Below are 26,576 nucleotides of genomic sequence, written 5' to 3'. Positions count from 1 at the left end.
CAATCATTATCTAGTCTGGCAATACTGGCTTTGACTTATGCACTGGACGCTTACGCTCACTGCGCCGCGTGCCTCCTGCCAGCTTATATTCATAGCTGTCCTTGCCATATTTAGAAGCAACCCCCGTTAGCATATCGGAGGTCATGTGTTTCAAACGCTTTTCTTCTTCTACTAACTCAGCTTGGGCGACGTCAATTTGAGCCAGCAAGCTGTTGTAAGCCTTTAGTCTGGTACGAATTTGCTCAATGCTTGTCGTAAAACTCCCCAACGTCAATGATTTTTCAAGCTCCAGCTCTTCACTGATCATCTTCAAGCCAGCCACACGGTGTTCTGCCAACTGTAATTTTGGTCATATTGTGGGATTTACCAAGGCAGAGACTAGGATTGGCAGAGTTTAATGGGACAAAACCAGAGCAAGCTTTTCTGAAGGTAAATTTTATGACTATGCTATGTTGGCCAACAACGCTGAGAGGACTTAAAAAACTGAACACTCCTGTGCCTGTCCCTAAGGGGCAGCCGCCTTGAACCATAAAGTTAGGAATCACTCAATGGAAGGCTAGCCCGTTATAAAAGCCTTTCTCAGAGAGATCGACAAACTATTGAGCGAAAAATGATAGGACCGCCTCGACCACCGTTACCGCCTGACGGTCCCCCAGCAGGCACGTACTTTTCCCGACGAAAGGCAACTAGCCCATCACCACCATTCCCTGCCTGTACCTGAACTTCTGCCTGATCAATAAATTGCATGGTGCAAAACGAAAGCATTCACTCTTCTTCATAGGCTTTTCACCGTAGGCAATGGCAGCAAATGCCAGAGCAACCTTTTTAGATGTAGACCTTATATGGGTGTGGCGTGCCATGGGACTGCGGCAAACTCAGCTGAACAGGGGCTAAGAGCTAGACCTCACTTCATAAGAAGCATGAGTTTTCTGTAAAGCATCCGAAATCTTGGAAACCACGTTGTATGTTGAAATTCGCCCCAAGACTGATCGGTTCTACTCGATCCCACCGTTGCAGGAGCTTCACTAATGAACTATTTCTCAACTGTTATCTCATTATTGCGCGACCGCAAAGAATTTTTGGCGGAAATTTATGACGGTGTGGGGCTAAAAACCAAAATGGCGGCGCTCCTTATTTCCAGTTCATGCTTCTTCGCCATTTATGGAGCAATTATTGGCTCCTATCATAGCCTGCCTCAAGCTGCTTCTTCTGCTATCAAGTTACCCGCTTTATACCTGATTACCTTAGTCATCTGTTTGCCAACGCTGTACATTTTTAATGTGCTCTTTGGCTCTAAACAGACGATTGGGCAACATTTCACGTATTTACTCACAGCCGTCTCAGTGATTGCAATCTTGCTGTGCGGCTTTGCTCCCGTCACCTTGTTTTTCTTGATTACTGTTAATGACTACTCATTTTTCTTGTTGCTTAATGTGGCAACCTTTGCCCTTACAGGTATTATTGGCGTTGCCTTCCTCTATCAGGTAATGAAGCCTATTTCTGATAATGATGGCGATCAGGGCGTTAAAGTTCGCAAAAGTATTCTCCGCTTTTGGCTAATACTCTATGGCTTCGTTGGCAGCCAACTCGGCTGGACATTGCGTCCTTTCTTCGGTTCACAAGGACAGTTTGAGCTTTTTCGTCCTAGAGAAGGAAGCTTCTTTTCAGGTGTCTGGAATGCGCTCCTTAGCCTTTTTTTCTAACGTGAGTGGCTAACATGAACCCTGAATTAAAGCAACTGACGATCGCAGCGAAAGAGCTAGAGCATCTGACTGGCTTGGAAGTGACAGAGCTATTTATTGGGGGAATAGTCGGTGGTGCTTATCGCCCCGGTCTTTTCAAAACTTGGCAACGCTTCCTTTCCTTTTGCCTAACGCAACTCTTTATCTTCGTTTTAATCTTCATTTTTACGCTGCCGATCGGTCTTCTTCTGGTACGGAATCACGCTAATTCTGTGAATGATTTGTCAACCATCACTTGGTTTTTGCAAGTTAGCTTTAGCATCAGTACAGTGGCGATCGTAGGCTGGAACGTAACGATGGCACTCAAAAGTAAAGCGCTCAAACCGCTTGCCCACTTACTAGACGAAGTTGATAAATATAACGAGGTTGTGCAAGCAGTGGCGATCGTTGAACGACTAGACGCGATCAGCAGCTCGCAGACGCACAAGATGGATCGTCAGCAGGTGATCGAAGCGCTAACGATCGCCAGAAACAGTCTAGTTTGTGGCTTAATGACCGAGAAAATCCTGCGACAAAATCGTGGTTTTTTGGCTCGACGTGCTGATCTTCTAATGAACATTGAGACTAACTTGACTACTTTAAAAACAATGGAAGTAACTAGTCAGGCAAGTGAATATATCGATTTACTGAACGAAGCCTTGCAAATTGGCATCAGCGTTCATCAAGAAGTGCAACAATTCTCTCAACCGTAGATGTTGAAAAAACTGCTGCACATCGTTTGAGTAAAGCTAAAACGGGTAAAACTGCTACTTTTCGAGCTTTACTGAGAGAATTTTGTCGCCTTATCCCCCTTGAGCCCCCGGCCCGCTAGCTGAGAGGCAGCTCAAACCTCCAAATGGGCTCTCAGACCAAATGCTTGCCCGCCAACATTTAGTTACACCGCCCTCAAACTAAATGTTGGCCCGTCAACACCAAATGTCCACCCGCCAACGGCAAACCATAGCCCCCTGAAACCCAATGTTGGCCCGCTAACTTAAAATGCCAGATGGCCAACGGCAAATGTTGCTGCCCCCAACTCAATGCTGAGGCTAGTCAAGCAGATGAGATAACAGTCAAAAACTGGGGATGAGGAGCAGTTGGTTAAGAGCTGCTGTAACGGCTCAGAAGCGCAAAACCCCAGCCTAAAATCTGCCAGAATTTAGATCTGTGTCGGAGTGCGCCAGTGACGATTCTTAACCAGCTGATCGAGGTTGAAACCGAGCAGGGAATCAACATCTATAACATTACCCCTCAGATTGAGGCGCTGATTGCCTCAACCTCGATTCAGAACGGCCAGGTTCTCGTATTCTCTCGTCACACCACTACCGCCTTAGCAATCAATGAAAACGAAGAGAGATTACTGGAAGATGTCAAAGTATTTTTGAGAAAACTAGCACCCGAATCAGAACGCTATTTGCACAACGACCTGCACTTACGAGTTGTACCTGAAGACGAACCGATGAACGCCCATTCTCACCTCATGGCTATGATGCTCAGCACCAGTGAAGTGATTCCAATTGTGGATGGCAAGCTAGCCCTAGGAACTTACCAATCGGTTCTATTCTTCGAGTTGGATGGTCCTCGCAAGAGAACTGTGTTTTGCCAAATCTCAGGCGAGAATATTGTCTTGAGCCGACATTGATCAAGTGTTCGATCTGCTCTTAGACTTGCTTCTCGAAACTAGCTCTCTGGCTCAGTTTGAATGATGATTTCCAAGCTGTCCTCATCGACTTCTACATACAAAATATTGGGACGGCAACAGACCTGGCAATCCTCAACATAAGACTGAGTTCGCCCCGAGGAGAGATCAATAAAAACAACGCTCGGCTCCCCACAGTAGGCGCAGTAAAACTCAGTGGTATCTTGCATTGTTTTCCAAGTTTTTCAAAACTTTCTTGAGCTGCAACTCTCTTAAAGCTGAGCTTAGGGCTGGTTCAAGTTGTCCATCCACTGCCACCAGCGATTGAGTGGGAAGTACATCACCGGTGCCCACAGGCTGCTGAGAATCGCCGATGAGAGCGCGACCTGCTGATGGTAAGTCCAGATTTCGGCCAGGCTCCGTTCCCCGCTGAAACTAAACTGAACCGCCATCACCGTCTCGGCAACGACTGCCATACCAAACACAATCAGCGCAACCGAAATAAAGTCCTCCTGCAAAAACCGCTGCTTTTGCAATCGAGAGGTCAGTAGTCCAACCAGTGCCAAACCTAGAGCATGGGTCGGCTCAGCCATAGTCAGCCCATCTTGAAGAAAGCCCAAGACAACTCCGGCTGCTGCTGACTCAACCATCGGGCGCTTGAGACTCCAGGCAACCACCCAAATTAGCAACCAGTTGGGACCAATGCCAGCCAGCTCCATCCCTGGCAAGCGCAGATGCAACACCAGGAGACACAGCAGCACACTAGCCGCCGACACCAGCGCATTGAGGCAGTAGCGCCCCCCAGGGGAAAGCTGCTCAATGCGCTGGTGTATGGGAAAAGGGGCAGGTCGGGCCATAGTTCTGATTTTCTGGGTTGAGACAGGAGCTAGGAACACGAATGAACTATGTTACTGCCCTTAGCTACCGCCCTTGAGGCCGACCGGGATAAACAATCACCCACTCCAGATAGCTAATAGGTACTGACAACTCGATTTGGGCCTCAGGCGCTGGACTTTTTTCCAAATTCAGCGTTTCCACCCGACCTACCGCAATCCCAGAGGGAAAGAGGCTGCTCAAGGATGAGGTCATGACCACATCGCCGCGCCGCACATCTGGGTCCTTATCGAAGAACTCGATCACAGCCCGATTACCCGCTTTGCCCCGCAGCACCCCCATATGACGGCTGCGAGTGATCACAACACCAACCTGGCTGGAGGGATCGCTAATCAGCAAAACGCGGCTAGTGCTGGGCGACACAGAAGTGACCCGTCCCACCAGACCTCCTGGTCCCACCACTACACTCCCAGGCCGAATGCCTTCCTGTTGACCACGGCCCAGGGTGATCTGTTGCCACCAGTGATCTGCACTGCGACCAATAACTGGCGCTGCAATCCCTGCACCTGAGCGCAAAGGTTTGTAGTCCAGCAGTCCTTGCAGCGACTCATTCTGACGCTCTAACTCGGTCAAACGAAATTGAAGCTCTCGAACTCGGGCATCAGTTAAACGATCGGTTTGCGTGTAAGTCATCCCAAGAGGCTGACTTATCACTTGATAAAGCTCCATTACCAGAGCTCCGTGGGTTTGCCGGATGGCCCACGCCACACTCAAACTAGCAGCTGCTAGCGCAAGAGCTAAACTGTTGCGGCCCCACCAGCGACGCAGAGATTGCATGCACTCCCAGCCCGTTGGGCTGTCTCCTCACTACTCCATGTTTACAGATTTCTGCAGAAGCTCACAGGGTTTCAGTCGCATTTATCAACTTTTTTAAAAGCGCAATCTATCAATAGAGTGATCCCCACGAATCAGGACGATTCTGATGAGGTAATGTTGACATTTGACAGCTCTCAGTCTTGGCTCACGACACCTCAACCGAGGCTGGGGCTTGAGCTGAAGCTTGAACTGGAGTCTGCCAGGTCGTCAGACCAGAATGCCAGGAGTCGGCAAAGATACTTTCGACAGCTCTAGTGACCTGCGCCAAATCATCATCCAAGAGTGGCGGCCAAGTTTGAGCTGGATATCGCTGCTGCAACTGTAGCGATGGTTCGGTTGCCAGAGTATGAAGAGCCATAACCAACAGTCGATCCAGGTGCGTTTGTCCCCGTAACCCCTCAAACACAACCTTCAGCGCTAGCAAAATTGAGGTCATCTGGCCAGGGAGCGGCGGTAAGCCGCGACGAATCCGGCTCAAGAGCATTTGATGATCCTGTAGGCCACTGCCATTCAATGGTGCACAGGCAGCCTGACGGATTAAGAATGCTCTGGCAGTATCAAAATTCATGGCGTCTGCTTTTCACTACTTGTGTATACGCAAGTGTTGTTGCAAGACATTCAGCCGCGAACAAGACCAGTAATCGATATGGGAGCAAATGAGGCCCTGAACGTCGAGCTGCAACTCACTCCAACCCCGGACTGCAATGGCCGGTCGCCAAGGCAGAGGCGCTAACCAACTCAAAGTCCACTCGGTACGGATCTGAGCTCCTGTTTGTTGAATGTCGTGTAGCTCGATGCGCGGTTGCTTGAACCAGAAACCGATGAATTGAATCATCTGGCGGTAGCGCTCTCGTCCTCTGAACTGGGTGAGTGGGTCCTTAAACAGCACATCCTCGGCGTAGCACTCATAGTGCTGATCAGCGGGGAAGCGACGATAGTCCTCACGCAAAATCTCAATTAGGTCCATCAGTTCAATCCCATATCAGTCCCGCAAAACTCGATAGTGAAGCAGCAATTCTTGGCCCATCGGTTGTTCTAAGGTTTGGCTAGAGGCTTGGCTGGAAGGTTGGCTCAGTCCGCCCAGAAGTTCAACGCTGAGCAGTTCTAATCTCGGGGCTTGTGCCGCACCGAAGCCAAAGCCTGCCACGGGAGTGGGAGCCATTGCGCCCCCGAGCAGCAGCGGGCAAACTGTGAGCCAAAGCTCATCGATTAGGTCTTCGACCAACAGAGAAAAGACCAGAATGCCCCCGCCCAAAACAACCAGTCGTCGGAGGCCAAGTTGGTACAACTCCTCTAAGGCCACAGTGAAATTCAAGTGATCGGCTCTCTGCAGCAACAGCCGCTCAAACTGAGCTTGACCTTGCCAATTTTTTGCCCCAGCTTCAGTAGTTAGTAACCAGCGGGGTACAGGCTGCCGAAAGAAACGCCAACTGCGGTCCAGATTGCCGGAGCCGGAGCAGGCAATTTGGACGGGCTGTGGTGAGCGCCCTTGGGCTCGACGCAGTTCCAGAAGCTTTGGGTCACGAACCGAAAGCGTAGTGCCGTAGGCCCGCAGCGTTCCGGCACCAATCAGGACTGCGTCCGCTTGCGCCACTTGCGCCTCTAAGTGAGCTAGATCGGCTGCCGATGAGAAGCGAGCAGCCTCACCAGCAGCAGCCGACAATTTACCATCGGCACTCATGGCTAGAACCAGCGTCGTGTGGGGCCGCACTAGCCGCCAGGCACATCCAACCAGAGTTCGTCAGTTGGATCATCTTCCAGACCCATGCCCTCGTGAACCGTTTTCACCCACTTCAGGCGCTTAGGCCGCACTGACATCCGAGCCGTGGTACTGGCCATCACGGGTAGCCAGTGGAGCATGTAGACTGTACCGCGCAGAGTCTGCATCAGGGCAGTTGGCACAGAGCGGTTAGCAATAGGCTGAGTTGCTTTTTGAATGCGGCGCAGACCGATAAACATACCTACCAGGGACAGGATAAAGCCCAGAGACTCAGCAGGCCCCAGCAGAGGCGGACGGTTGCGCACGACAGCTAGCAGCGTGTCGGGCACCATTGCTGTGGGCAGAAGGTACTGAGTCACCAAAAACATGAGCAGGTCGACGGTCTTCCGAGGCCCTAACTGCCCTGACATGATCAGGCGCCAGTAGTCGAGATATCGTTGATAACCACCTTCAGCCCAACGGCTACGCTGGTGCCAGAGCGCTAGTGCCCGAGTTACCCCTTCTTCCGATACCGCTGGATTGAGCAGAAAATCAACATCCCATTTGGCTAGGTGCAACCGCAGGGTCAGGTCTAGATCATCGGTGATTGTCTCTTCGTTCCAGCCGCCGCAGTCTTCCAGGGCCTGGCGACGCACAAATTGACCATTGCCACGCAACTCCCCTAACCCGCCGGACCAGATCCGTCGCTCCTGGAAGAAGCCGTCCAATGCCATCTCAGCCTGCTGCCCCCGCGTCCAGAAGTTGGTGTCCGCGTTCACGATACTTTTGCGCACTTGTACCGCACCCACTTGAGGCCGGTTGAACAGGGGTAGGGTACGCTGCAGCAGATCCTCAGATACCTGAGCATCGGCGTCAAAGACCGCAACAATATCGCCCCGGCACAGAGGCAAGACTTGATTGAGTGCGCCTGACTTGCCCCCCCGAGCTTCTACTGCCGAACGGTGCAGTACCTTCAGTTGGTCATATTCCTGAGCCAAGCGGTCTAGAACTTGCGGGGTGCGATCCGAACTGTTGTCATTAATCACCCAAAGCTCGTAACGATGGGCTGGGTAGTCCAACTCGCACAAACGCTTAACCAGCGAGCCGATAACCGCTTCTTCATCCTTAGCTGCAACTAAGAGCGAGACGAAAGGCCAGGTATCAGGATCATCCGGTAGAGGCGATGGCCGCAGTAGGGGACGTACCAGCCATAGCCGCACTGAGTAGGCTGTCATCATCGCCGTGAGGCTCAATACGAACCAGTAGCCCCAAGACAGCAGATGGAGCAGACCTACCGCTCCCCAAACAGTTAGAAGCGCAAAGGCAGCCTTAAAGCGGCGGCGCTCTGTCCCACTTTCAAAGTCCAGCTCGGACGATTCACGAACAGACGCGTAGTCAGCAGCCTTATCGGGCCAGGCATTCTCCGGCATAGGTTCCCTGATTCAACCACCAGTAACGGCTTAGGCCTTACTCAAACCATGGGAACTCACAACACCAGATGGTCAACCCCACCGAGGGAGGGCTTGCCTCGAAGCTAACGGTAACGCTCGACCCACATCACCCTTAAGGCTGATGTAGATTCTGGATGTCGTTGCCCCCGGCTTCGTAAAGGCCAGTGCAGCCTCATTGTAGCCAACGTTGCCAAACTCCCCAGTATTCTGGGATCACTTGCGGGATCATTAGCATTGCACTTCACTTACCCTGACCGGGCATTGAGGAGTAGAGTTCGGCCAAACTGCCTCAACAAACACTTCGACCAACACCTCAATCACTGTTTCAAGCTAAGAACTGTTTCAAGCTAAGCCTTTCAAGCTGAGCCTGTGATCTGAGCTACAGACTGGGAGGTCTCAGATCTGTACTGAATGGGATTAGCCCTGGCCTAAGCTGAAGAGCTTTCGAGCTTAGTGTTAGGGCGTAACCTTAAAGATGTGGACCCCGTTCTGTTCCCTCTCGTACTCACTGGGTGGTTTCGTTGGGGCAGCCTCATTGAAGACATCCCACGTGGGACAGAGGAGTTCTGCCAGGAAGAACGGGAATCCTGAGGACACCACTGGAGGACCTGCTCTCGATGAGTACCCCGACGATTGATCTTCAACCTGCTGCGCCGAAAGATGTAAACGTCTACATGCCCTATTACTCTCAGGGCACTAAGCGTAGTTTGCTTCCCTTCGCCATTGGTCTCTACCAGAAGGGTCTTCTGGAAGGTCGACGAGACATTGAGGGGGGTGAGGGCATCCCCTTCCTGGCCACCTGGAACGTTTCCAGCTTGCCCGCTGACTTAACGCGCTGCCGCATTCAGTTTGATGGCAGCTCTGAGTTGAGCTACGAAGTGACGATGTCTAACTTCGAGTACGTAGGCTTTCTCATTGATGTCATCCAAACGCTTAAGCGTGGCAATGCGCCTGACTTTTCCAAAACGTTTTACCGCAAACTCCTACATATGGACGACTAGAAAAGCTAGTTAGAGACATGCTGAGGTGCTGACAACTAGCACTTCAGCATGGCTGCGGCAGAAGCTGGAAACTTTTGATACCCAAAGGGGGTCTGCGTAGTCATTAGAATGTGTAAGCAATCGCTGTGTCAGCGGCATTAGCCCTGCCTGAGGAGAAATCTACCGAAAGTGCCCCAAAAATTGCAACGCCACCTACTGATCGGTTCGACCGAACCCTATAGCGGTAAGTCTGCTGTCATTCTAGGTTTGGCTAGTTTGCTACAAGACCAAAGCATTGACTTTGCCTATGGCAAGCCCTTGGGCACCTGCTTTCAAAGCCAAAAAAGCCCAAGCAGCCAGTTTGGACAACCTCTGATTGAAGAGGATGTCCTCTTTATGACCACCATCCTTAATCTGGGGCCAGAGCGGATTCGGCCTACAGTTCTAAACCTGGATGAGGCAGCGATCACGGCTCAGCTGCAAGGTCAAGACCATGCCGATTACCCTCAAAGGCTAGCGGAGTCATGGGGAGAGCAGTTAAATGGCGATTTAGTTCTGATGGAAGGCCCTGGTGACTTAGACGAAGGGCGTCTGTTTGACTTATCGCTGTCTCAGGTGGCAACTAGGCTCCAGGCTCAAGTGCTACTAGTGTCCCGCTTCCGCACAATTAGTCGGACGGTTGACCCATTACTAGCAGCTAAACAGCAGATGGGAGAGCAACTGTTAGGTGTTGTCATCAATGACATTCCCCCTGACCAGTTGTCCACGGTCGAGAATACCGTCAAGCCCTTCCTGGAGAGCCAGGGGATCGCGGTTTTAGGAGTCTTGCCCGCCAACAATCTTTTGCGCAGTGTCAGTGTGGCAGAACTGGTGCGCCACTTAGATGCAGAGGTGCTCTGCTGTGGTGACCGTTTGGATCTGATGGTCGAGAACCTGACCATTGGTGCCATGAATGTCAGCTCAGCCTTGAAATACTTCCGCCGCGCCAACAATAAAGCTGTGGTGACAGGGGGTGACCGCACTGATATCCAATTTGCGGCGCTAGAAACCTCGACCCACTGCCTGATTCTTACCGGCCACCTGCCCCCACCTGCCGTAATTTTGCAACGGGCAGAGGAGTTAGAGGTTCCAATCCTTTCGGTAGACCACGACACGCTAACCACTGTTGCGATTGCTGAGCACACCTTTGGTCAGGTGCGAGTCAACGAAACCGCTAAAGTCCAGTGCATCCAGCAACTGATGGCACAGCATTTCGATCTGCCTCGGCTGCTGGCGCAACTAGGTTTGGAACTGGCTCTCAAGCCTTAGCCTGTTCTTTATGCCTGCACGTAAACAGAAACTCCCTCACCTAGTAGGTTCTCGCTGGACGGCTCGGGTTGATACCTTGGGCTGGCGGCATTTCCGGGTGGCTAATCGCAAAAATCAGGGCAACTTGATATTTGCCGAATTAGTTGCCGCCTGCGATGAGTCGGTACGCTTTTGGTTGAATGCTCGCACCCTCAAAAACCGTGCGCTCTGGTCGCCAGGCTGGCAGTCGCTGGCGGAACAAGCGGATTTGGAAGAGGGGGCTTAACCTAGGCGACCTCCTAAAAGCTGCGCTGGCGTCTGGCTTCGTAAAGCAGGAGTGCGGCTGTAATGCCGACGTTTAAGGATTCCACACCAGGGCTGAGAGGCACGCTGACTTGGTGATCGGCTAGGTCAATCAACTCGGGTGACAGACCAGCCCCTTCATTGCCTAACAGAATGAGTGTTGGGGGGCGTAAATCTTGCTGCCAGTAAGTCAAAGGCGCAGTGGGCAAAGTGGCAATGGCTTGCATACCCTGAGCTTTGAGCGCTTGGATGGTCTCACTCAAGACCGTCACTCGTTGCATGGGACAGTGAAACCAGGTTCCAGCTGAAGCCCGCAACACCTTAGGGTTTTCCGGATCGGCGCTGTCAGCACTAAGCAGCAAACCATCACTGCCCGCCGCTGCCGCTGTACGAATGATCGTGCCCAAGTTGCCGGGGTCTTGCAGGGTTTCCAGTACTAATGTCAGGGACTTTGCTGCCAGGGTTGGACGTCCACTCCAGTCGCGCTGTGCAGCTGCTACAACGCCATCGGGGCTGACAGTCGTGGTGATCGCAGCAACCACCTCAGGGGAGCATTCCTGGCAATTCATCTCCGCTTGCTGCTCGATCGTGCTCAGCAGCTCAGGGTGAGCCTGTGCCCAGTCTGGGGTGTAACACACAATCTCTAGGGGCCAGCCCACGCGCAGAGCCTCCTCCAACAAGTGGGTGCCCTCTAGAAGTAGTAACCCCTCGCGGGCTCGGTCTTTGGCTCGGCTCAGCTTACGCAGTCGCTTGACAAGCGGGTTCTGTGAACTGGTGATCACGGTCGAGCAATGAGCGTGGAGTGAATAAAATGGGACAAAAAACAATACGGACACGACGATCGTGCCCGTAAAAATTAAGATGCGGAACCCGGGACTTGAACCCGGAAGTCTTTGCAGACACTAGAACCTGAATCTAGCGCGTCTACCAATTCCGCCAGTTCCGCAGAAAGTGCTTTGAGTATTAAAGCTTGCCTTTTAGGCATTCACTCATTGCAGTCTTTAATCCTGCCTGAAAAAAAGAATTCTGTCAATCACTAGATGTGAGGTTGCCTACAGTGGGTCATATTCAGTTCAGTATTCAGATACTGCCTAGCCATAACCTGCTGAAATTAGCCAAATTTTAAGGTTTTGAGCTGGGCTATTCTCCAGATTGCAATCGCGCGAGGGTAGAGCCATTAAGTCGCTGTTTAGCCTATCAGACTCTGCTGCTTCCCCTGAAGCCAATACGGCCGTTCTGCACATTCGAGGCGGAGTTCGGCTATCAGGATGTGTTCCGATCAGTGGAGCCAAAAATTCGGCGCTGGTGATTCTAGCAGGGGCGCTGCTAGCACCAGGGGTCTGCCGACTGCACAATATTCCTTCCCTCGTCGATGTCGCCTGCATGCTGGAGATTCTGGCAACGCTCGGCGTTGCTATCCGGCGGGATGGCAGCAGTCTGGAAATTGACGCTCGGGACATCACGCTAGCCGACGCGCCTTACGAGCTAGTCAGCCAGTTGCGTGCCAGCTTTTTTGCCATTGGTCCTCTGTTGGCCAGGCTGGGAGAAACGCGGGTGCCTCTGCCGGGTGGTTGCGCAATTGGCGCGCGTCCGGTGGACCTGCATGTGCGAGGTCTCCAAGCCATGGGAGCAGAAGTTCAGATCGAGCATGGCCTGGTGCATGCTCGCGTCAAGAAAGGGAAGCGCTTGCAGGGCGCCAGAATTTACCTGGATTATCCCAGCGTTGGCGCAACCGAGACGCTGATGATGGCTGCAACGCTGGCAGAGGGCGAGACGCTGATTGAAAATGCAGCTCGGGAACCCGAAGTGGTCGACCTCGCTAACTTCTGCCGCGCTTTGGGCGCTCAGATCGAGGGAGCGGGAACCAACACGATTGTGATTTCAGGCGTTCCTCAACTGCATGGGGCTGAGTATTCGATTATTCCAGACCGCATTGAGGCCGGAACTTTTTTGGTGGCTGGAGCGATTACACGCTCTGAGCTAGAGCTGTCTTGCGTGGTGCCGGAGCATCTCACTGCCGTGATCGCCAAGCTGCAAGCGATGGGGGCGACCATTCGTAGCACTGCACCCAATCGGCTGCTGATTAGCCCCGGTGAACGCTCTCTGGCAACTGACTTAGAAACCCTGCCTTACCCTGGCTTTCCCACAGATATGCAGGCGCAGTTTATGGCCCTGCTCGCATTGGCGGAGGGCAATAGTGTGGTTACCGAGACAGTATTCGAAAACCGCCTGCGCCACTTCGCTGAGCTGAATCGCATGGGCGCCGATATTCGGGTGAAGAATAACATCGCGATTGTGCGGGGCGTGCCCTTCCTGTCGGGCGCACCTGTGGTTGCGACTGACTTGCGAGCTTCAGCATCTTTGGTGTTGGCTGGCTTAGCCGCTCAGGGCGAAACCACGATGACTGGATTGCATCACTTAGACCGGGGTTACGACCGTCTGGAACAGAAGCTACGTAATCTAGGTGCTGATCTGGAGCGGCGTAACAGCTATGACCCTGATTTGCTGGCAGAATCTAGCGAAACCTTGCCGCCGGTCTTGAGTTGAGTCTTTGGCCCTTACAATTTAGGGGTAATAAGGGTTACAGAACTTGAACTCCTATGTCTGCTCCTGCGCCCTCACCTTTTGTTCAAGGTCGGTGGCTCGGCAGTGGCCTTGTCCTGGTTGGCGGGGTCGCACTGTTGGGCGATTGGTTTGCTTCTGATCTCATCCTCAACATCTGGGGCAGCCTGAGCCTGCTCGCTCTGGTGCTGGGAGGCTACTTCTGGCTCCGTGACAGCAAACCTGAGACAGTACCGCGCGGGGGAGCCCTTGTCCTCAGCACGGCTGCTGTAGAGCAGGAAGTTTGCAGAGCGGAAACTCTGGCACACAAGTTAGAAGCCACGACAGCGGAGCAACTGTGCGCTCAGGCAACCGCGATTCGAGCGGAACTGACGCGGTCTGAGTTGCGAATTGGTGTTGCAGGTCCAGCGAAATCAGGGAAGAGTAGTCTAATCGCCGCCCTGGCTCCAAATAGCCAGGGGGTCGCTTGGCTGGAAGAAACGACAGAGACTACGCCAATTTCCATACCAAGTCCCGACCTGCTGTTATTTGTGACCGCAGGGGACCTGAGCGCAAGTGAATTTCAACGCCTAAATGATTTGAGCGCTGGTAATCGACCAACGGTACTAGTTCTTAACCAGAGCGACCGCTACCAGCCTGCCGACCAGGACGAGGTTTTAGCGCATTTGCGCGAGCTCAGCCAAACTCTGCCATCGGTCCAGACTGTGGTCAGCGTTGCAGCAGCTCCCAATCCAGTTAAGGTTCGCCAGCATCACGCTGATGGCTCGGTGCGAGAGTGGTTTGAAGAAGCCAAGCCTGAAATTGCAACACTGCAAACCTATCTGGCCCCCTTGCTGAGCCAGGAGAGCGAACGTCTGAAGCTAGGCAATGCCTTGCAGCAGGCCCAGAGCTTACGGCTGACGGCCCAAGATCGTCTTAATCAGGTTCGTCGTAGCCAAGCTCAAGTTGTGATTGAGCGCTACCAGTGGTTAACCGCCGCTGCGGTGTTCGCCAATCCATTGCCGGGCCTGGATTTGTTGGCAACTGCCGCGATCAACGCTCAGATGTTGCTGGAGATCGCCGCGATTTACGAGCGGCCCTTGAGTTTGCAGCAAGCACAACCGTTGGCTAAGACTTTAGGTGTGCTGATGCTGAAGCTGGGCTTAGTCGAACTCTCGACTCAGGGCATCAGTGCCTTGCTCAAGAGCAACGTGGCAACCTATGCAGTCGGTGGTGTCATGCAAGGGCTGAGTGCCGCCTATCTCAGCCATCTAGGTGCCTTGTCTTTTATGACCTGTCTGGAGCAAGAGCAGGACTGCACGGAGCGAACTCTGGGCCAGAAATTGCAAGAGTTGTTCGCGCAAAATCAGCGCACCGCCTTTCTGCAAGGCTTTGTGAAGCAAGGGATCAGCCACCTGCTAGGAGAGCAAAAACAGCCTCAACTGGAGTCGGCCTAGACAGGACAGTAAAAACTTGTGGCCTAAGGGTTAGGGCTACCTAAACCAAGTTGGCAGACTTTAAAAATCGGCGAACTTTTACCAGAAGTCTGCGTCTCTCGCGTTTGTATTCCACTCGCAGCCTCATGCAACTGTTCCACCCTTGGACCCGACGCGCCATACTGGTAGCCGTCCTGCTGACTGTGGTTTGCTTAAGCGCGATGACCCAGGCCCAAAATGCTCCCGGCCCCCAACTGCTGAGCGATCCCTTCCTGCAACTACCCAACACCAACTCAGTCCGGGTGGTCTGGTTCACTGAGTTTGCAGGCTCGACGCACAACGTGGCTTATGGCCCCAAGCTCGAACAAACTGCCAAGGCGACAACTCGTCAGCTCAGCCGCAGCCGCGAGGACCAGAACTCGAAGGTAGGTGAGCAGAACCAGTCTGACCAGGTTTACAGCCAACCCGTTGAGCGTCCAGTGTGGCGACACGAGGCGGAGGTGACCGGCTTGAACTCAGGTGTGCGCCTGCCCTATCGAGTAACGAGTGTGCGGGAGGATGGGCAAGCCGTGAGCAGCGAGGTGTTCAGCCTCAGCGCTCAACCCAAACCGAGTACGCCGCTCAAAATTCTGCTGACCTCCGACCACCAACTGATGCCCCTAGTGCCTGCCAACCTACAAAAGGTGGTTGAAACCGTGGGCCAGGTGGATGCTGTGTTTTTGGCAGGCGATCTGGTGAACGTGCCAGACCGAGCCTCCGAGTGGTTTGACGATAACCGCGGTAATGCCTTCTTTGCCAACTTGCAAGGACGCGCCCAATACGAACTGACGCGTGACGGCGTCAAAACTCTGTATCGCGGTGGAGCCCTGATTCAGCACGCGCCTCTGTTCACCGCTATTGGCAATCACGAGGTCATGGGCCGCTTCTCAACTGAGAAAAGTCTCAATCTCCAGTTTTACGATGCCTTTCCTCGCCAAATCGCAGCCAAGATCTATCCAGCCGCACCGCAGGAACCGCAAGCCTACCAGCGCTGGCTTAAGGATCATTCGTTCAACACCGACAGCTACGAGGAACTGTTCAGCCTGCCCCAGAGTGAGACCGGCAACCAGCGCTACTACGCGGTCAGTTTTGGTGATGTGCGTCTGGTGGTGCTGTATGCCACGACAATTTGGCGCACTCCTGACCTGCATGCCAACTACGCCGGTCGCTACCAGGAACGCCCTCAAGATGTGCAGCAACCGCAGCGTTGGGGCTATGGCCATCTGATTTTTGAACCCATTGCTAAGGGCAGCACGCAGTACAACTGGCTGGCACAGGAGCTGAACAGCCCCGAATTTCAGCAGGCTAAGTACCGCTTGGTGATGTTTCACCATCCGCCCCATTCGCTGGGCGATAACGTCGTGCCACCCTACACCGACCCCGTGCAGCAGATCGAGCGGGAGGCCAACGGCAGCATCAAGGCCATCCGTTACGAGTACCCCAGGCAAGCGGACTATTTGATCCGCGATGTCGTGCCGCTACTAGAGTCAGCTGGGGCACAACTGGTCCTCTACGGTCACACCCACATCTGGAACCGCTTTGTCAGTCCTGCTGGCCTGAACTTCCTGGAGTCCTCGAACGTGGGCAATAGTTACGGCGCTTACGTGGGCGCTCGCAAGCGACCTGTGCCACCGGGGGATAGCCCCAACTACGTTGCCACTGGCGATCCCAATGGCTTAGAGCCAGTTGTGCCCACGCTGGCTCCCTTACTAGACGACGAAGGTCAGCCCCTGCCTTATCTCTCTAGCAACGACATCACCGCCTTTAGCATCCTAGACACTAGCACTGGCACGGTGAGCAGCTACCGCTTTGACACACGGAAGCCAGACTCCGAAGTGGTGAAGTTTGATGAGTTTAAGTTGTCCAGTTCTGCTCAGTGACCTACTAGTGCAAATTTACGACTAGCCGGTATTTGACTTTAAGAATTAGACATGAATTTAGGCATGAGTGCTATCGCTGCGGCTCCATTGCCGGTCGGTCAAAATTCGGGCCGTGCTCAAGCCAGCCACAATCGCGCCGGTGATTAGTCCAGCCTTGACTGCGCTCTCTAACCCGCCAGCAATATCATTGCGACTGAAATAAACCAGAACTTGATAAGCCGGGATGCCGGGCACCAGATCGATGATGCCGGTGACGGTGAAAACGATGCGGGGTAAGTTCAGCTTGTGGGCAGGCCAAGCACCGACCAGTCCCACGCAGAGAGACCCGCAAAAGGTTGCAACCTCAGGCACAACCCCTAGACTAATCAACACGAAGCGCAACCCATGTCCCAGGGTGCCAATCAGCGCACAGATCAGCAAAGCTCGACGCGGCACGTTGAACAGAATGGCAAAGCCGGCTGTAGAAACAAAGCCCAGCAATGCCTGAACCAGCACTGTATTCAGATTGAGGGCCATTGGCTTGCACCTGCTACACAATTGTGAAGCCAGTCCAACCCAGGACCAGCAAAATACCAATGCCGATACTGATCAGCAGTAGCAACGCGTAAACGAAGCGAGTTACACCAGAAACCAGATCTAGTCGTGTCAGGTCGAGCATCGCCGTTACTAGTGGCATACCCGGTACCAACAGCAGGACCGAAGAAATGACCGCCAACCGGGGCACAACCGCACCAAGCCCGAGCTTCGTGGCCAACAGACCCAGAGCCAGGACCAGAGGATAACTAATCGCTGTGGCAATGGCCGCGCAAACAACCGTAATCGGAATCGGGTTGAACTTAGCAGCTTGCAGGCGTAGGCGTACCGACTGGGCCGCACCAGCACCTGAGGCAGCGGCTGCAAACTCCAGCCAACTGCCGCCCTGGATAATTGCAAACACACCACAGGCAATAGCCACCGCTGGGATCAGAACCACTGGCGGGTAGACCGGCGGCAGTTGCTCCACGTTGTCGAGCATCGTCTCCAACAGCTCCGGCTCAAAGGCCGGTGGCATGTGCAGCGCCAAGAACTCCAGGATGCTGATGCGGTTCATATCCACACCTAGGCCGCGTACCCGAGCGATCTGGGTTTGATGGGCTTGGGCTTGATAGGCCGAGGCAATAATGCCCGTGGGCGTAACGTAAGCATCGAGCCGCTCAACACCCATTGCTTGCGCTGAACGGGACATGGCTTGCTCGACCCGAAAGCTGGACGAACCACCCCGCAACATCAGCACGCCTAAACGGAGCACAGCACGCAGGGTTTTCGCCAGCTCTAGGGAGGAAGCCTCAGGATCCACAGGGGTTGAGTGCAAACAACAGCGGGACTATACCAGCTTCGGGCCGAGTCCGACTGCACCCGCGTACACGGCCTGCTCACCCAGCTCGTCTTCGATCCGCAGGAGGCGATTATATTTGGCAACTCGTTCGCTGCGGCAGAGCGAGCCAGTCTTGATTTGACCCGCACGAGTGGCGACGGCCAAATCGGCAATCGTGGTGTCTTCGGTTTCGCCAGAGCGGTGGCTGATGATCGAGCGGTAGCGGCTGCGAGTTGCCAGGTCTACAGTCTCTAGGGTTTCGGTGAGCGAACCAATCTGATTGAGCTTGACCAGAATCGAGTTGGCTGCACCCGATTCGATGCCCTGTTGCAGGCGAACCTTATTGGTCACAAACAGGTCATCGCCCACCAGTTGCACGCGATCGCCGATGGCGTTGGTCAGCGATTTCCAGCTCTCCCAGTCATCTTCTGACAGGCCATCTTCAATTGAGACAATGGGGTAGCTGCTCACTAACTCTGAGAGATAGCTGATCGTCTCAGCAGGTGTGTGAGGGGCGCCATCGTAGGTGTAGCTGCCATCTTTGTAGAACTCAGTGGCGGCGACATCCAGAGCTAGAGCGACTTGTTCACCGGGTTTATAGCCAGCCTTCTCAATTGCGGTCAGCAAGAGATCTAGCGCTTCTCGGTTTGATCCCAAGTTGGGTGCAAAGCCGCCTTCATCGCCCACACCGCTCAGGAGACCTTTGGCCTTAAGCACATCGTGCAAGGAAGCAAAAACTTCAGCGCCGTAGCGTAGTGCTTCTTTGAAACTGGGTGCGCCAACCGGCACAATCATGAACTCTTGGATATCAACGTTGTTGTCGGCGTGAGAGCCGCCGTTGATCACGTTCATCAGGGGCACTGGCAGCAGGTTGGCCAATGGACCGCCGAGGTAGCGATATAAGGGAAGATCCAGCGTGAGCGCGCCTGCTTTGGCTGCGGCCAGGGAAACGGCAAGGATGGCATTTGCACCCAGGTTGGATTTGTTGGGGGTGCCGTCGAGGGAGATCATGCGCCGGTCGAGTTGCTCTTGATGGAGCACATCAAAATCTTGAAGGGCAGGAGCAATCACTTCTTCGACGTTCTTAACGGCTTGCAGAACGCCTTTGCCACTGTAACGGCTCTTGTCACCATCCCGTAACTCGTGAGCTTCAAAACTGCCGGTCGAGGCACCACTCGGAACTTGAGCGATCCCCACAATGTCATTGGCGAGATAGACTTCTGCCTCAATCGTGGGTCTTCCCCGCGAGTCCAGGATTTCTCTAGCCTGGATGGCCTCAATTGTGCTGCCTGCACCGTTGAACATGCTGCGCGGACCTCTTTAGGTATTGGACAGGAGTTGACAAGTCAATAAGCAATTTGCCCCCAAGCATCTTAGAGCAGAGCTTCTGTGGCATGGGGTATGAAACCTAAAGATTTTACCTAAATGATCCAACTTGTTTACTACTTTCCGGAGTTAGCTCCAGGGTTGCCTTGGAGTTTATTTAAGTGGAAGCGCTAAATAGACAGGGGATCAAGCTGGTCCTGTCTCTGAGTTCTTGTCCCTCAGACTTTATTCGAACACGGGGGGCCAGAGTTCAAAAATCAGCAGTTCTCAACTGGGGAGCAATTCAGGCAAGGTGAGGACATCATCGTTCTGCACCAGGGTAGGCGTACCTACAGGGCGATAAATGGTCACGCTTAGCTTGTCTGGGTCAATGAGAATGCCGACTTGTGCTCCCATTTGTAGGGAGTCCTGAATTTTCTGGTACAGAGCTGGAATGCGGTCGGTCTTGAATTTGATCTCTACACTAAATCCGGCACTAGTTGTACAAAATTACGATTGCCGCGCTTGATTCGCTCTGCCAAAACAAAGGAGACATCAGGGGCACGTAGGTCTGTATTCGGCAGAATGAAGCCACCGCTAGAGTCATATACTCGCCCGAGTCTGCAAGGCTTAACCCAATTACGGAGTTGTGCGGCAAACTCTATACCAATCTCGCTCGAGGTATCATCACACGGTCCCATAGCAATGATGTTCCCATCGACCAGCTCTAATCGCCAATCCGAATGCTCTTTTTGCACCTGTTCTAGATTGGTAAGGGTGAGGGACATGGGATTGACCCCAGAATATCTCTAGACCCCTAATACCCGCTTTTTAAGGTTTTTTAGGTTCTAGAGTTTATATATAAGACGCTTGGTTATTTACAAGACGGTTAGTAATAGGAAAGGCCGTCTTTTTTAATCAGGTTCTCATTCAAGACTCTACTGATTTTCGTTGTTTCATTGGTTGGATGCACAAGACGCCGCTATGTGTGGGTACTCCTGAACTAGATTTCTACGTACACTAAAGAGGAAGCGCTTAAGAGTGTCAGAGATGCGAATGCTCCACACCATGCTCCGGGTTGGCAACCTGGACAAATCATTAGATTTCTATTGCAATGTTCTGGGGATGCAACTCCTGCGCAAGAAGGACTACCCCAGTGGCGAGTTTACGCTGGCTTTTGTAGGTTATGGCGATGAGTCAGACAATACGGTGATTGAGCTGACCTATAACTGGGACCGCGACTCCTACAACCTGGGTGATGCTTACGGTCACATTGCCTTGGGCGTGGATGATATTTACGCAACTTGCGAAGCGATTCGGGCTAAGGGCGGCAAAGTTACCCGTGAACCGGGGCCAATGAAGCATGGCTCGACGGTGATCGCGTTTGTGGAAGATCCTGATGGCTACAAAGTTGAGCTGATTCAACTGAGCACGCAAGGCTCAAGCCAGGAACGGCCAACGGCTGAAGCAGCAACGGCGTAAGCTAACAATTGCGTTTTGGTTCTAACCCTACTGCTGGAGGGCGTTCTCAGTGACGGTTTCGCCAAGCCACCGCTCAAATCCTGTTGAGTATCCTAGCGACGATGGTAAGCCTATGGCTGAGAGCGACTTCCAGCGCAATTACTTGACCTATGCGGTTGAAGTGCTGCGGATTCACTTCCAAAGTCAGCCGGAGGTGTATGTGTCCGGCAATCTGTTTCTCTACTATGAGCAGGGGAATGCTGCTGCTGTAGTAGCGCCAGATGTGTTCGTAGTGCTTGGGGCAGAGCAGCGAGACCGACCTTCTTACAGAGTTTGGGAGGAAGGCGGTAAGGTACCTGATTTCATTCTGGAAATTACCTCTAAGAGTACTGTCAGTGAGGACCAAGGCACTAAGAAGGGGCTCTATGCGTACTTAGGAGTGCGCGAGTATTGGCAATATGACCCCACGGGCGACTACCTCAGCCCTCGGCTCAAGGGTTTGCGCTTAGCTGGCGAGAACTACTGGCCAATGGCTGGGACGGAGTTGCCGGATGGAATGCTCTCGCTGTTTAGTGAGGTGTTGAATTTAGAGTTACGCCTGCTGCCAACGGGCGAGTTGCGCTTTCACAATCCGGCAACTGGCGTAACTCTACTGACTCATTCTGAGGAGGCCCAGAGAGCCCAGCGTTTAGCGGCGAAACTGCGAGAACTGAATATTGATCCAGATACCCTGTGAGTTTTAAGTTGGGTACAAACTCAGGTGTCTAGTCGGTCGGTTTGGCTTGGGCGGCGCGGAGTAGGCGAGGGGCGAGATGGTAGACGGTAACTGGGGGCCGACCTTCGCTATTAGGCACTAAAGTTTTCTCGATCCAGTGACCGCTTTCGAGGCTGGTGAAGAACTTGCGCAGGTCGGATTCTTGGATGCGGGTGTCGCGCACAATTAGGGAGATGGGCACCGGGGTTTTGCTGCGGTAGGGTTCGGTGTAGTTGGCGATCGTTAGCAGAATCAGTTTGTTGAGCGCAGGCAATTCGACCTCACGGGAAATCAGATCCCAGAGGGCACAACGAATTTGACAAGACATAGTTTTATCGCAATCAGGATGGTTGGATTAGGGTGAAGCACTCGGCACAAAGCTGAGGCTTTGCCTGAAACTTTGACCTTGATGCTTCGCCCTTGGCAGGGACGAATGGTCAATGGAAAGGGGCAATTAGTGACCTCTTGACCCCTTAGTCTGTCTGCTAACGGACCTGCTCTATGGCCCGCGAAAGCGAAACCAAAGAACAGCCTTGGTCGGTGTTAAACTTCCCTCAGCCTTCGCGTTGTGGTTAACAACACGGGGGTCAGTTATCTGGTGTTGCACAAACGGCACCAGGTAACGTCTCGCCAGCGAGACTGAGTGAGAATGTAGCGCTAATTTAGGCAGTTGTAAATAGGGTTGAGCAAAGATTTTTGGCGAGTGATGTCAGAGCTTGCTGAAGGCGATCCCAGAGATTCACTGAGCGCTCTATGCCCTCCCAGGCAAGTTCAGTAGATTCTCTAGAGTCATCGCACCTGCTCTCACTCAAGCGCCAATTGATCCAGATGAACTTTTTTAAAGATCAAGATCAAAAGTTGTTGTCGTAACGACAGGACTTGTGGAAGTAACGACAACAAGCTCGGGAGTAGGGACAGGACTTGTGGAAGTAAGGACAGAACTTGCAGAAGTAAGGACGGAACTTGTGGAAGTAACGACAACAAGTAGAGACCTAACCCCCCGGCCCCCTTCCCTGTGAGGGAAGGGGGAGAAATGCCAACTCAATCCGGCTCCCCTCTCCGCGCCGGGGAGGGGCTGGGGGAGGGGTCTCCCGATGTGTTATCACCTTGTCAATCCCGTGCATCCGGATCAGCTCCATGCCTGAAGACTTCCGCCGCGCTAATCTCCGAGGTCGCTCGTTCAAAGGCCAAGATCTGACGGGTGCAGACTTCAGCTATGCAGACATCCGAGGAGCAGATTTTACCAAAGCAAATTTAACCGTCGCAAATTTTACAGGGGCTAGAGCAGGAGTGCAAAAGCGCTGGCTCATTGGTCAGAGCCTCATCTCATTAGCTTTGTCATTAGTATCGACACTCTCCTCAGCGATAGCAGGCTACTTAGTTGTGTATCTGCTTCTTCCTAGTGCTGAGCAGAACATCATTGCCGGTGTGCTTGTCCTGGCAACGATGGTCGTTCTCTCGATTGTCATAATTCGTCGAGGGCTGGAAGTAGCTTTAGGCGTTATTACAGTCGCAGTCGCAGTCGCAGTCGCAGTCGCAGTCGCAGTCGCAGTCGCAGTCGCAGCTGCAGGCGCAGGCACAGGCACAGTCGGAGTCGCAGTCGGATTCACAGGTGCAGTCGCAGTCGCAATCGCAATCGCATTCACAGGCGTAGTCGCAGACGCAATCATAGGCGCAGGCGCAGGCGCAGACGCAATCATAGGCGTAGTCGCAGGCGCAGGCGCAGTTGTAGGCGTAGTCGCAGTCGCAGGCGCAGGCACATTGACAGTCGCAGTCGCAGGCGGATTCACAGGCGTAGTCGCAGGCAAATTATCAACCGCCTACATCGCCTGGCGCGCTTTAGCAGGCGACGAGAAGTTTGCTTTAGTGCGGAGAATTGCTGTCGCTTGTGCTGCAATTGGGGGCACAAGCTTTCGCAATGCCGATTTGACTGATGCCAACTTTGCTCAAGCAATTCTTAGGAGCACAGACTTCAGAAAGGCAACTGTGATTCGTACTTGCTGGTCTCGGAGTATTAGGCTAGATCGAGCCAGAGTGGGCGGCACTATCTTACTTGAGCCTGCTGTACGAGGCTTACTTGTTACAGGTAATGGTAAAAATAAAGCTTTTATTGGCGACAACCTTAAAGGTGCAAATTTAACGGGTGCAGACCTCAGCAATGCCGACCTAACCGAAGCCGATATTAGTGGTGCAATCCTACAAAACGCAAACTTAGAACGAGCAAATCTCACCAAAACACAAGCCTTGAATGCAAACTTTGATCAAGCCAAACTTACTGGTACTTGCCTCGAAGCCTGGAACATCGACAGCACCACACAACTCGACGGTGCAATTTGCGAATACGTTTACCTGCTCAACAACCAACGCGAACGCCGCCCCAGCAGCGGCAACTTTGCCCCTGGCGAATTCACCAAACTCTTTCAAGAAGTCCTGAGCACTGTTGACCTGATCTTCAGAAACGGCATCGACTGGAAAGCCTTCACTTACTCTTTCAACAATCTCGTTCTGGATAACGAAGGCACCGAACTCTCGATCCAAAGTATCGAAAACAAAGGCGATGGCGTCGTAGTCGTCAAAGTCAACGCTCCACCCAATGCCGACAAAGCCAGACTTCACAGCGAATTCAATCAGAATTACGAGATTTCTCTTAAAGCCTTAGAAGCCAAATATCAAGCTGAACTAAAAGGCAAGGATGACCTGATCACTGTCTACCGAGAACAAAGCGCCAATCTCAAAGACATTGCCAGCCTATTAGCAAACCGCCCCGTCACTATCGATGTCAACGCCACCGCAGAGAGTAAATCTATGAACGAAAGCACAGACTCCAGCCGCAAAATCGAGTTCAGCAACAATCAAGGCGACATCTTTGGCAACGCCCTAGGCGACTACAGCACGATCAGCGGCACCGTCAGCAAAACTATCCAGCAATTACCCACCTCTACTGACCCCAATCAACCCGGCATCAAAGAACTACTCACCCAACTGCAAACCGCAATTGAAACAGACAGCAATCTAAACCCCGAAGAAAAAGCCGAAGCCCTAGAACCCATCAAAGACTTAGCAGAAGCAGGCAAAGAACCGCAAGCCGGAACCGCACAGAAAACAGCCCAAAAAGCCATTCGCGTTCTGCAAGGCATGGCGGCTCAATTGCCCACTGCCACTCAATTTGTCGAAGCCTGCACCAAACTGCTGCCGCTCATCAAGCCATTCCTGGGTCTTTAGCAAAAATCTCAGAACCAAGAGAAACAAATTCCCTTCTAATCCCAACTCACTTCTTAATCGCTACAGATTCACCCCTCCCAACCTCCCCTTGCAAAGGGGAGGAGCCGTAGGCGGTGGGATTTTGTAACTCTCACTTAGAGAATTGATATGACCTCCCCTCTCCCAATTTTGGGAGAGGGGCTGGGGGTGAGGGCTTCTTGCTTCTGTACTTTGAAAAGAAGTCAAAAGTATTCAAGCCAGCCGTTCCGCAAACGGCACCAGTGCCAACGCCATCCGCGCCACCCGTTCGCCACTCTCGCAAGCCCCTTCCATAAAGCCTTGCGCCACCACCGAGCAATGCTCCCCAGCAAAGTGCAAATTGCCCACCGATTGCCCTTCGCTGCCCGCAAATGACATCCACTGCCCCACGCGATAGCAAGAGTAGCTACCACGCGTGTGCGGATAGGTCGGCCATTGGAAACGAGCCACCGGCAGTTCACTGCGAGCCGCACCCACACCAGGGAAAATCTGCTCCAACTGCGTCAAAAACTGCTGCTCTTGCCAAGCCGGGGTTTTGAAACTGAGGGCAACGCCATGTCCGCCGCCCGTAAAGTTGGTCAAAATCCCCGCCGGACCCGGCTGACCCCGACTGGTTTCCCAAGTGCTCTGAAAGTCCAAGTCTGAATGGACACTGCCATTGGAGTTGTAACGACTGCGCCAGAGCCGCTCGTTGAACCCGACCATCAACTTGGCATTGGTGCCATAACCCAGTTCGGCAATCGCTCGACGCTGACGCGGCGGTAAATCTATCGCCAGTTTCACCTGACGCAGCATCGTAAACGGCAACGCCAAAATCACCTGCGGCGCAGCAACTTCAAAACTGCGGTTATCCTGCCAAAAGCTACAGGTCAGGTAGCCATCTGCGCGTTGTCGCACCGCTTCTAGCGCCGTACCCGTGTGGATTTCATTCACCAGCTTAGACGCCAAGGTCAGAGCCAGCCGATCATTGCCACCGCGAATGCGATAGCGCTCATCACTCACGCCATGCAGCGCAAACTGATCCGCTCCCGTGACGGGCGAACCGCTCCCCAGCAGATACAGCAAATTGAGCGCTGACTGATCGCTAGCGTCCACGCCATATTCCACGGTATAGGCAACATTGAGCAGTTTCTTGATGAACGGCTCCGCCTCCACACCATCCAGCCATTCCGTAATCGAGAGCTGGTCCAGCCGGTCAATCCCAGGCGAATTCTGCGTGAAAGCACTTCCCTGCAAATCCTGCTGAATCTGAGCACGAATCGGGGCGAAAGCAGTCAGAACTTGCGGATTGGTCAGCAGTTGCCCATCCAGATACCAGACGTTATCCGTCAGTCCCCGGTCCTCAGCCAGCACATCATAAAGTTCTAGGCCCAACTCCGTGGCTAGGACGCGGATGGAGTTGTGGTGAGAGTCAATGTACTCGCCGCCCAGTTCTGCAACCTGTCCCTCCGGAAAGTGATTGCGCAGACTGAAGGTGCGCCCTCCCAGGCGATTGCTAGCCTCATATAAAGCAACCTGCACCCCCCTTTGCTTGAGTCGGTAGCCTGCGGTCAACCCGGCAATCCCACAACCCACGATCACTACTTGAGGCGGTTTAAGCTTGGAGACAGGCACCAGAGGCACAACCGCCGCCGCCAAGCCGGTTTGTAGAAAGCGTCTGCGACTAGGTTGGAAAGGCTGGGTCTGAGCAGATGCAACTCGACGCAGGTAATCAAAAACAGGAGTGTGACTCAAGCAAAGTAGGACCAACGTGGACTTAACTTGATCCTATCAATG

The 26,576-nt window shown here is 53.2% G+C and carries 27 protein-coding genes, 1 tRNA gene and 1 pseudogene; 12 read left to right on the top strand and 17 right to left on the bottom strand.

Going from position 1 to position 26,576, the window contains the following annotated elements:
- Positions 1-10 precede the first annotated feature (10 nt).
- Complete coding sequence (locus tag H6F94_RS13315; RefSeq protein WP_190802726.1) at positions 11-322, bottom strand: hypothetical protein; 312 nt, start codon at positions 320-322, stop codon at positions 11-13.
- Positions 323-579: 257 nt separating this feature from the next.
- Complete coding sequence (locus tag H6F94_RS13310) at positions 580-747, bottom strand: hypothetical protein (protein WP_396426432.1); 168 nt, start codon at positions 745-747, stop codon at positions 580-582.
- Positions 748-1,028: 281 nt separating this feature from the next.
- Between H6F94_RS13310 and H6F94_RS13305 the strand changes: the two genes are divergently transcribed.
- From H6F94_RS13305 to H6F94_RS13295, 3 genes are all read left to right on the top strand, one after another.
- Positions 1,029-1,703 (top strand): hypothetical protein, encoded by a 675-nt coding sequence (locus tag H6F94_RS13305; protein ID WP_190802725.1) that lies wholly within the window; start codon positions 1,029-1,031, stop codon positions 1,701-1,703.
- 14 nt (positions 1,704-1,717) lie between these two features.
- Complete coding sequence (locus H6F94_RS13300) at positions 1,718-2,434, top strand: hypothetical protein (protein WP_190802724.1); 717 nt, start codon at positions 1,718-1,720, stop codon at positions 2,432-2,434.
- Positions 2,435-2,904: 470 nt separating this feature from the next.
- Positions 2,905-3,363, top strand: a complete 459-nt coding sequence (locus H6F94_RS13295) for a secondary thiamine-phosphate synthase enzyme YjbQ (RefSeq protein ID WP_190802723.1) — start codon at positions 2,905-2,907, stop codon at positions 3,361-3,363.
- A gap of 38 nt (positions 3,364-3,401) precedes the next feature.
- Here the strand turns inward: H6F94_RS13295 and H6F94_RS13290 are convergent, their stop codons facing one another.
- The 7 genes from H6F94_RS13290 to H6F94_RS13260 form a co-directional block, all read right to left on the bottom strand.
- Positions 3,402-3,590 (bottom strand): CPXCG motif-containing cysteine-rich protein, encoded by a 189-nt coding sequence (locus H6F94_RS13290; protein ID WP_190802722.1) that lies wholly within the window; start codon positions 3,588-3,590, stop codon positions 3,402-3,404.
- Positions 3,591-3,644: 54 nt separating this feature from the next.
- Entirely contained in the window at positions 3,645-4,217 is a 573-nt protein-coding gene (gene mreD, locus H6F94_RS13285; protein ID WP_190802721.1) for a rod shape-determining protein MreD, read from the bottom strand.
- A gap of 64 nt (positions 4,218-4,281) precedes the next feature.
- Positions 4,282-5,031 carry a rod shape-determining protein MreC gene (mreC, locus tag H6F94_RS13280; protein WP_190802720.1) on the bottom strand — a complete coding sequence of 250 codons (750 nt, stop codon included), beginning with the start codon at positions 5,029-5,031 and terminating at the stop codon, positions 4,282-4,284.
- A 184-nt stretch (positions 5,032-5,215) separates the two neighbouring features.
- Entirely contained in the window at positions 5,216-5,638 is a 423-nt protein-coding gene (locus tag H6F94_RS13275; RefSeq protein WP_190802719.1) for a Dethiobiotin synthetase, read from the bottom strand.
- A gap of 15 nt (positions 5,639-5,653) precedes the next feature.
- On the bottom strand, positions 5,654-6,037 hold the full coding sequence (locus H6F94_RS13270; protein WP_190802718.1) for a C6orf136 family protein: 384 nt from the start codon (positions 6,035-6,037) through the stop codon (positions 5,654-5,656).
- 15 nt (positions 6,038-6,052) lie between these two features.
- Entirely contained in the window at positions 6,053-6,781 is a 729-nt protein-coding gene (locus H6F94_RS13265; RefSeq protein WP_313949285.1) for a RibD family protein, read from the bottom strand.
- Positions 6,781-8,199, bottom strand: coding sequence for a glycosyltransferase family 2 protein (locus H6F94_RS13260; RefSeq protein WP_190802717.1), 1,419 nt, complete (start codon positions 8,197-8,199; stop codon positions 6,781-6,783). Before H6F94_RS13260 ends, H6F94_RS13265 begins: the two co-directional genes overlap by 1 nt.
- A 638-nt stretch (positions 8,200-8,837) precedes the next feature.
- Between H6F94_RS13260 and ebsA the strand changes: the two genes are divergently transcribed.
- From ebsA to H6F94_RS13245, 3 genes are all read left to right on the top strand, one after another.
- Positions 8,838-9,221 (top strand): type IV pilus biogenesis protein EbsA, encoded by a 384-nt coding sequence (gene ebsA / locus H6F94_RS13255; protein WP_190802716.1) that lies wholly within the window; start codon positions 8,838-8,840, stop codon positions 9,219-9,221.
- Positions 9,222-9,389: 168 nt separating this feature from the next.
- Positions 9,390-10,508: a phosphotransacetylase family protein gene (locus H6F94_RS13250; RefSeq protein ID WP_190802715.1), complete on the top strand. Its 1,119-nt coding sequence runs from the start codon at positions 9,390-9,392 to the stop codon at positions 10,506-10,508.
- A gap of 10 nt (positions 10,509-10,518) precedes the next feature.
- The gene (locus H6F94_RS13245) at positions 10,519-10,773 is read left to right on the top strand and encodes a TIGR02450 family Trp-rich protein (RefSeq protein ID WP_190802714.1); all 255 of its coding nucleotides are present in this window, start codon (positions 10,519-10,521) and stop codon (positions 10,771-10,773) included.
- A 13-nt stretch (positions 10,774-10,786) separates the two neighbouring features.
- Here H6F94_RS13245 and H6F94_RS13240 read toward each other — a convergent pair whose 3' ends face one another.
- Positions 10,787-11,626, bottom strand: a complete 840-nt coding sequence (locus tag H6F94_RS13240) for a TrmH family RNA methyltransferase (protein ID WP_313949284.1) — start codon at positions 11,624-11,626, stop codon at positions 10,787-10,789.
- Positions 11,627-11,652: 26 nt separating this feature from the next.
- Positions 11,653-11,736: transfer RNA gene (locus tag H6F94_RS13235), tRNA-Leu, on the bottom strand.
- A 206-nt stretch (positions 11,737-11,942) separates the two neighbouring features.
- Here H6F94_RS13235 and murA point away from each other — a divergent pair.
- From murA to H6F94_RS13220, 3 genes are all read left to right on the top strand, one after another.
- Entirely contained in the window at positions 11,943-13,337 is a 1,395-nt protein-coding gene (gene murA, locus H6F94_RS13230) for a UDP-N-acetylglucosamine 1-carboxyvinyltransferase (RefSeq protein WP_190802713.1), read from the top strand.
- Between the two features lie 53 nt (positions 13,338-13,390).
- A complete protein-coding gene (locus tag H6F94_RS13225) occupies positions 13,391-14,788 on the top strand; it encodes a DUF697 domain-containing protein (protein WP_190802712.1) in 1,398 nt (465 codons plus the stop codon).
- A 125-nt stretch (positions 14,789-14,913) separates the two neighbouring features.
- Complete coding sequence (locus H6F94_RS13220; RefSeq protein ID WP_190802711.1) at positions 14,914-16,686, top strand: purple acid phosphatase family protein; 1,773 nt, start codon at positions 14,914-14,916, stop codon at positions 16,684-16,686.
- Between the two features lie 57 nt (positions 16,687-16,743).
- Here H6F94_RS13220 and H6F94_RS13215 read toward each other — a convergent pair whose 3' ends face one another.
- The 4 genes and pseudogenes from H6F94_RS13215 to H6F94_RS32350 form a co-directional block, all read right to left on the bottom strand.
- A complete protein-coding gene (locus H6F94_RS13215) occupies positions 16,744-17,202 on the bottom strand; it encodes a threonine/serine exporter family protein (RefSeq protein ID WP_190802710.1) in 459 nt (152 codons plus the stop codon).
- A gap of 13 nt (positions 17,203-17,215) precedes the next feature.
- Positions 17,216-18,022: a threonine/serine exporter family protein gene (locus H6F94_RS13210; protein ID WP_190802709.1), complete on the bottom strand. Its 807-nt coding sequence runs from the start codon at positions 18,020-18,022 to the stop codon at positions 17,216-17,218.
- 27 nt (positions 18,023-18,049) lie between these two features.
- A complete protein-coding gene (gene eno / locus H6F94_RS13205) occupies positions 18,050-19,345 on the bottom strand; it encodes a phosphopyruvate hydratase (protein WP_190802708.1) in 1,296 nt (431 codons plus the stop codon).
- Between the two features lie 288 nt (positions 19,346-19,633).
- Positions 19,634-20,133: pseudogene (locus H6F94_RS32350) on the bottom strand (Uma2 family endonuclease).
- A gap of 262 nt (positions 20,134-20,395) precedes the next feature.
- Between H6F94_RS32350 and gloA the strand changes: the two are divergent.
- The gene (gloA, locus tag H6F94_RS13195) at positions 20,396-20,827 is read left to right on the top strand and encodes a lactoylglutathione lyase (protein ID WP_190802707.1); all 432 of its coding nucleotides are present in this window, start codon (positions 20,396-20,398) and stop codon (positions 20,825-20,827) included.
- A 49-nt stretch (positions 20,828-20,876) separates the two neighbouring features.
- Positions 20,877-21,542, top strand: coding sequence for a Uma2 family endonuclease (locus H6F94_RS13190; RefSeq protein ID WP_313949283.1), 666 nt, complete (start codon positions 20,877-20,879; stop codon positions 21,540-21,542).
- A 28-nt stretch (positions 21,543-21,570) separates the two neighbouring features.
- Here H6F94_RS13190 and H6F94_RS13185 read toward each other — a convergent pair whose 3' ends face one another.
- The gene (locus tag H6F94_RS13185; protein ID WP_190802706.1) at positions 21,571-21,888 is read right to left on the bottom strand and encodes a hypothetical protein; all 318 of its coding nucleotides are present in this window, start codon (positions 21,886-21,888) and stop codon (positions 21,571-21,573) included.
- 809 nt (positions 21,889-22,697) lie between these two features.
- On the opposite strand from H6F94_RS13185, the gene H6F94_RS13180 reads away from it, so the two are divergent.
- Complete coding sequence (locus H6F94_RS13180; RefSeq protein ID WP_190802705.1) at positions 22,698-24,782, top strand: pentapeptide repeat-containing protein; 2,085 nt, start codon at positions 22,698-22,700, stop codon at positions 24,780-24,782.
- Between the two features lie 231 nt (positions 24,783-25,013).
- Here H6F94_RS13180 and H6F94_RS13175 read toward each other — a convergent pair whose 3' ends face one another.
- Positions 25,014-26,534: a flavin monoamine oxidase family protein gene (locus H6F94_RS13175; RefSeq protein WP_190802704.1), complete on the bottom strand. Its 1,521-nt coding sequence runs from the start codon at positions 26,532-26,534 to the stop codon at positions 25,014-25,016.
- Between the last annotated feature and the right edge of the window lie 42 nt (positions 26,535-26,576).

It is taken from the genome of Leptolyngbya sp. FACHB-261 (assembly GCF_014696065.1).
Classification (GTDB): Bacteria; Cyanobacteriota; Cyanobacteriia; order FACHB-261; family FACHB-261; genus FACHB-261.
This window is presented reverse-complemented; position numbering and strand designations above follow the sequence as displayed.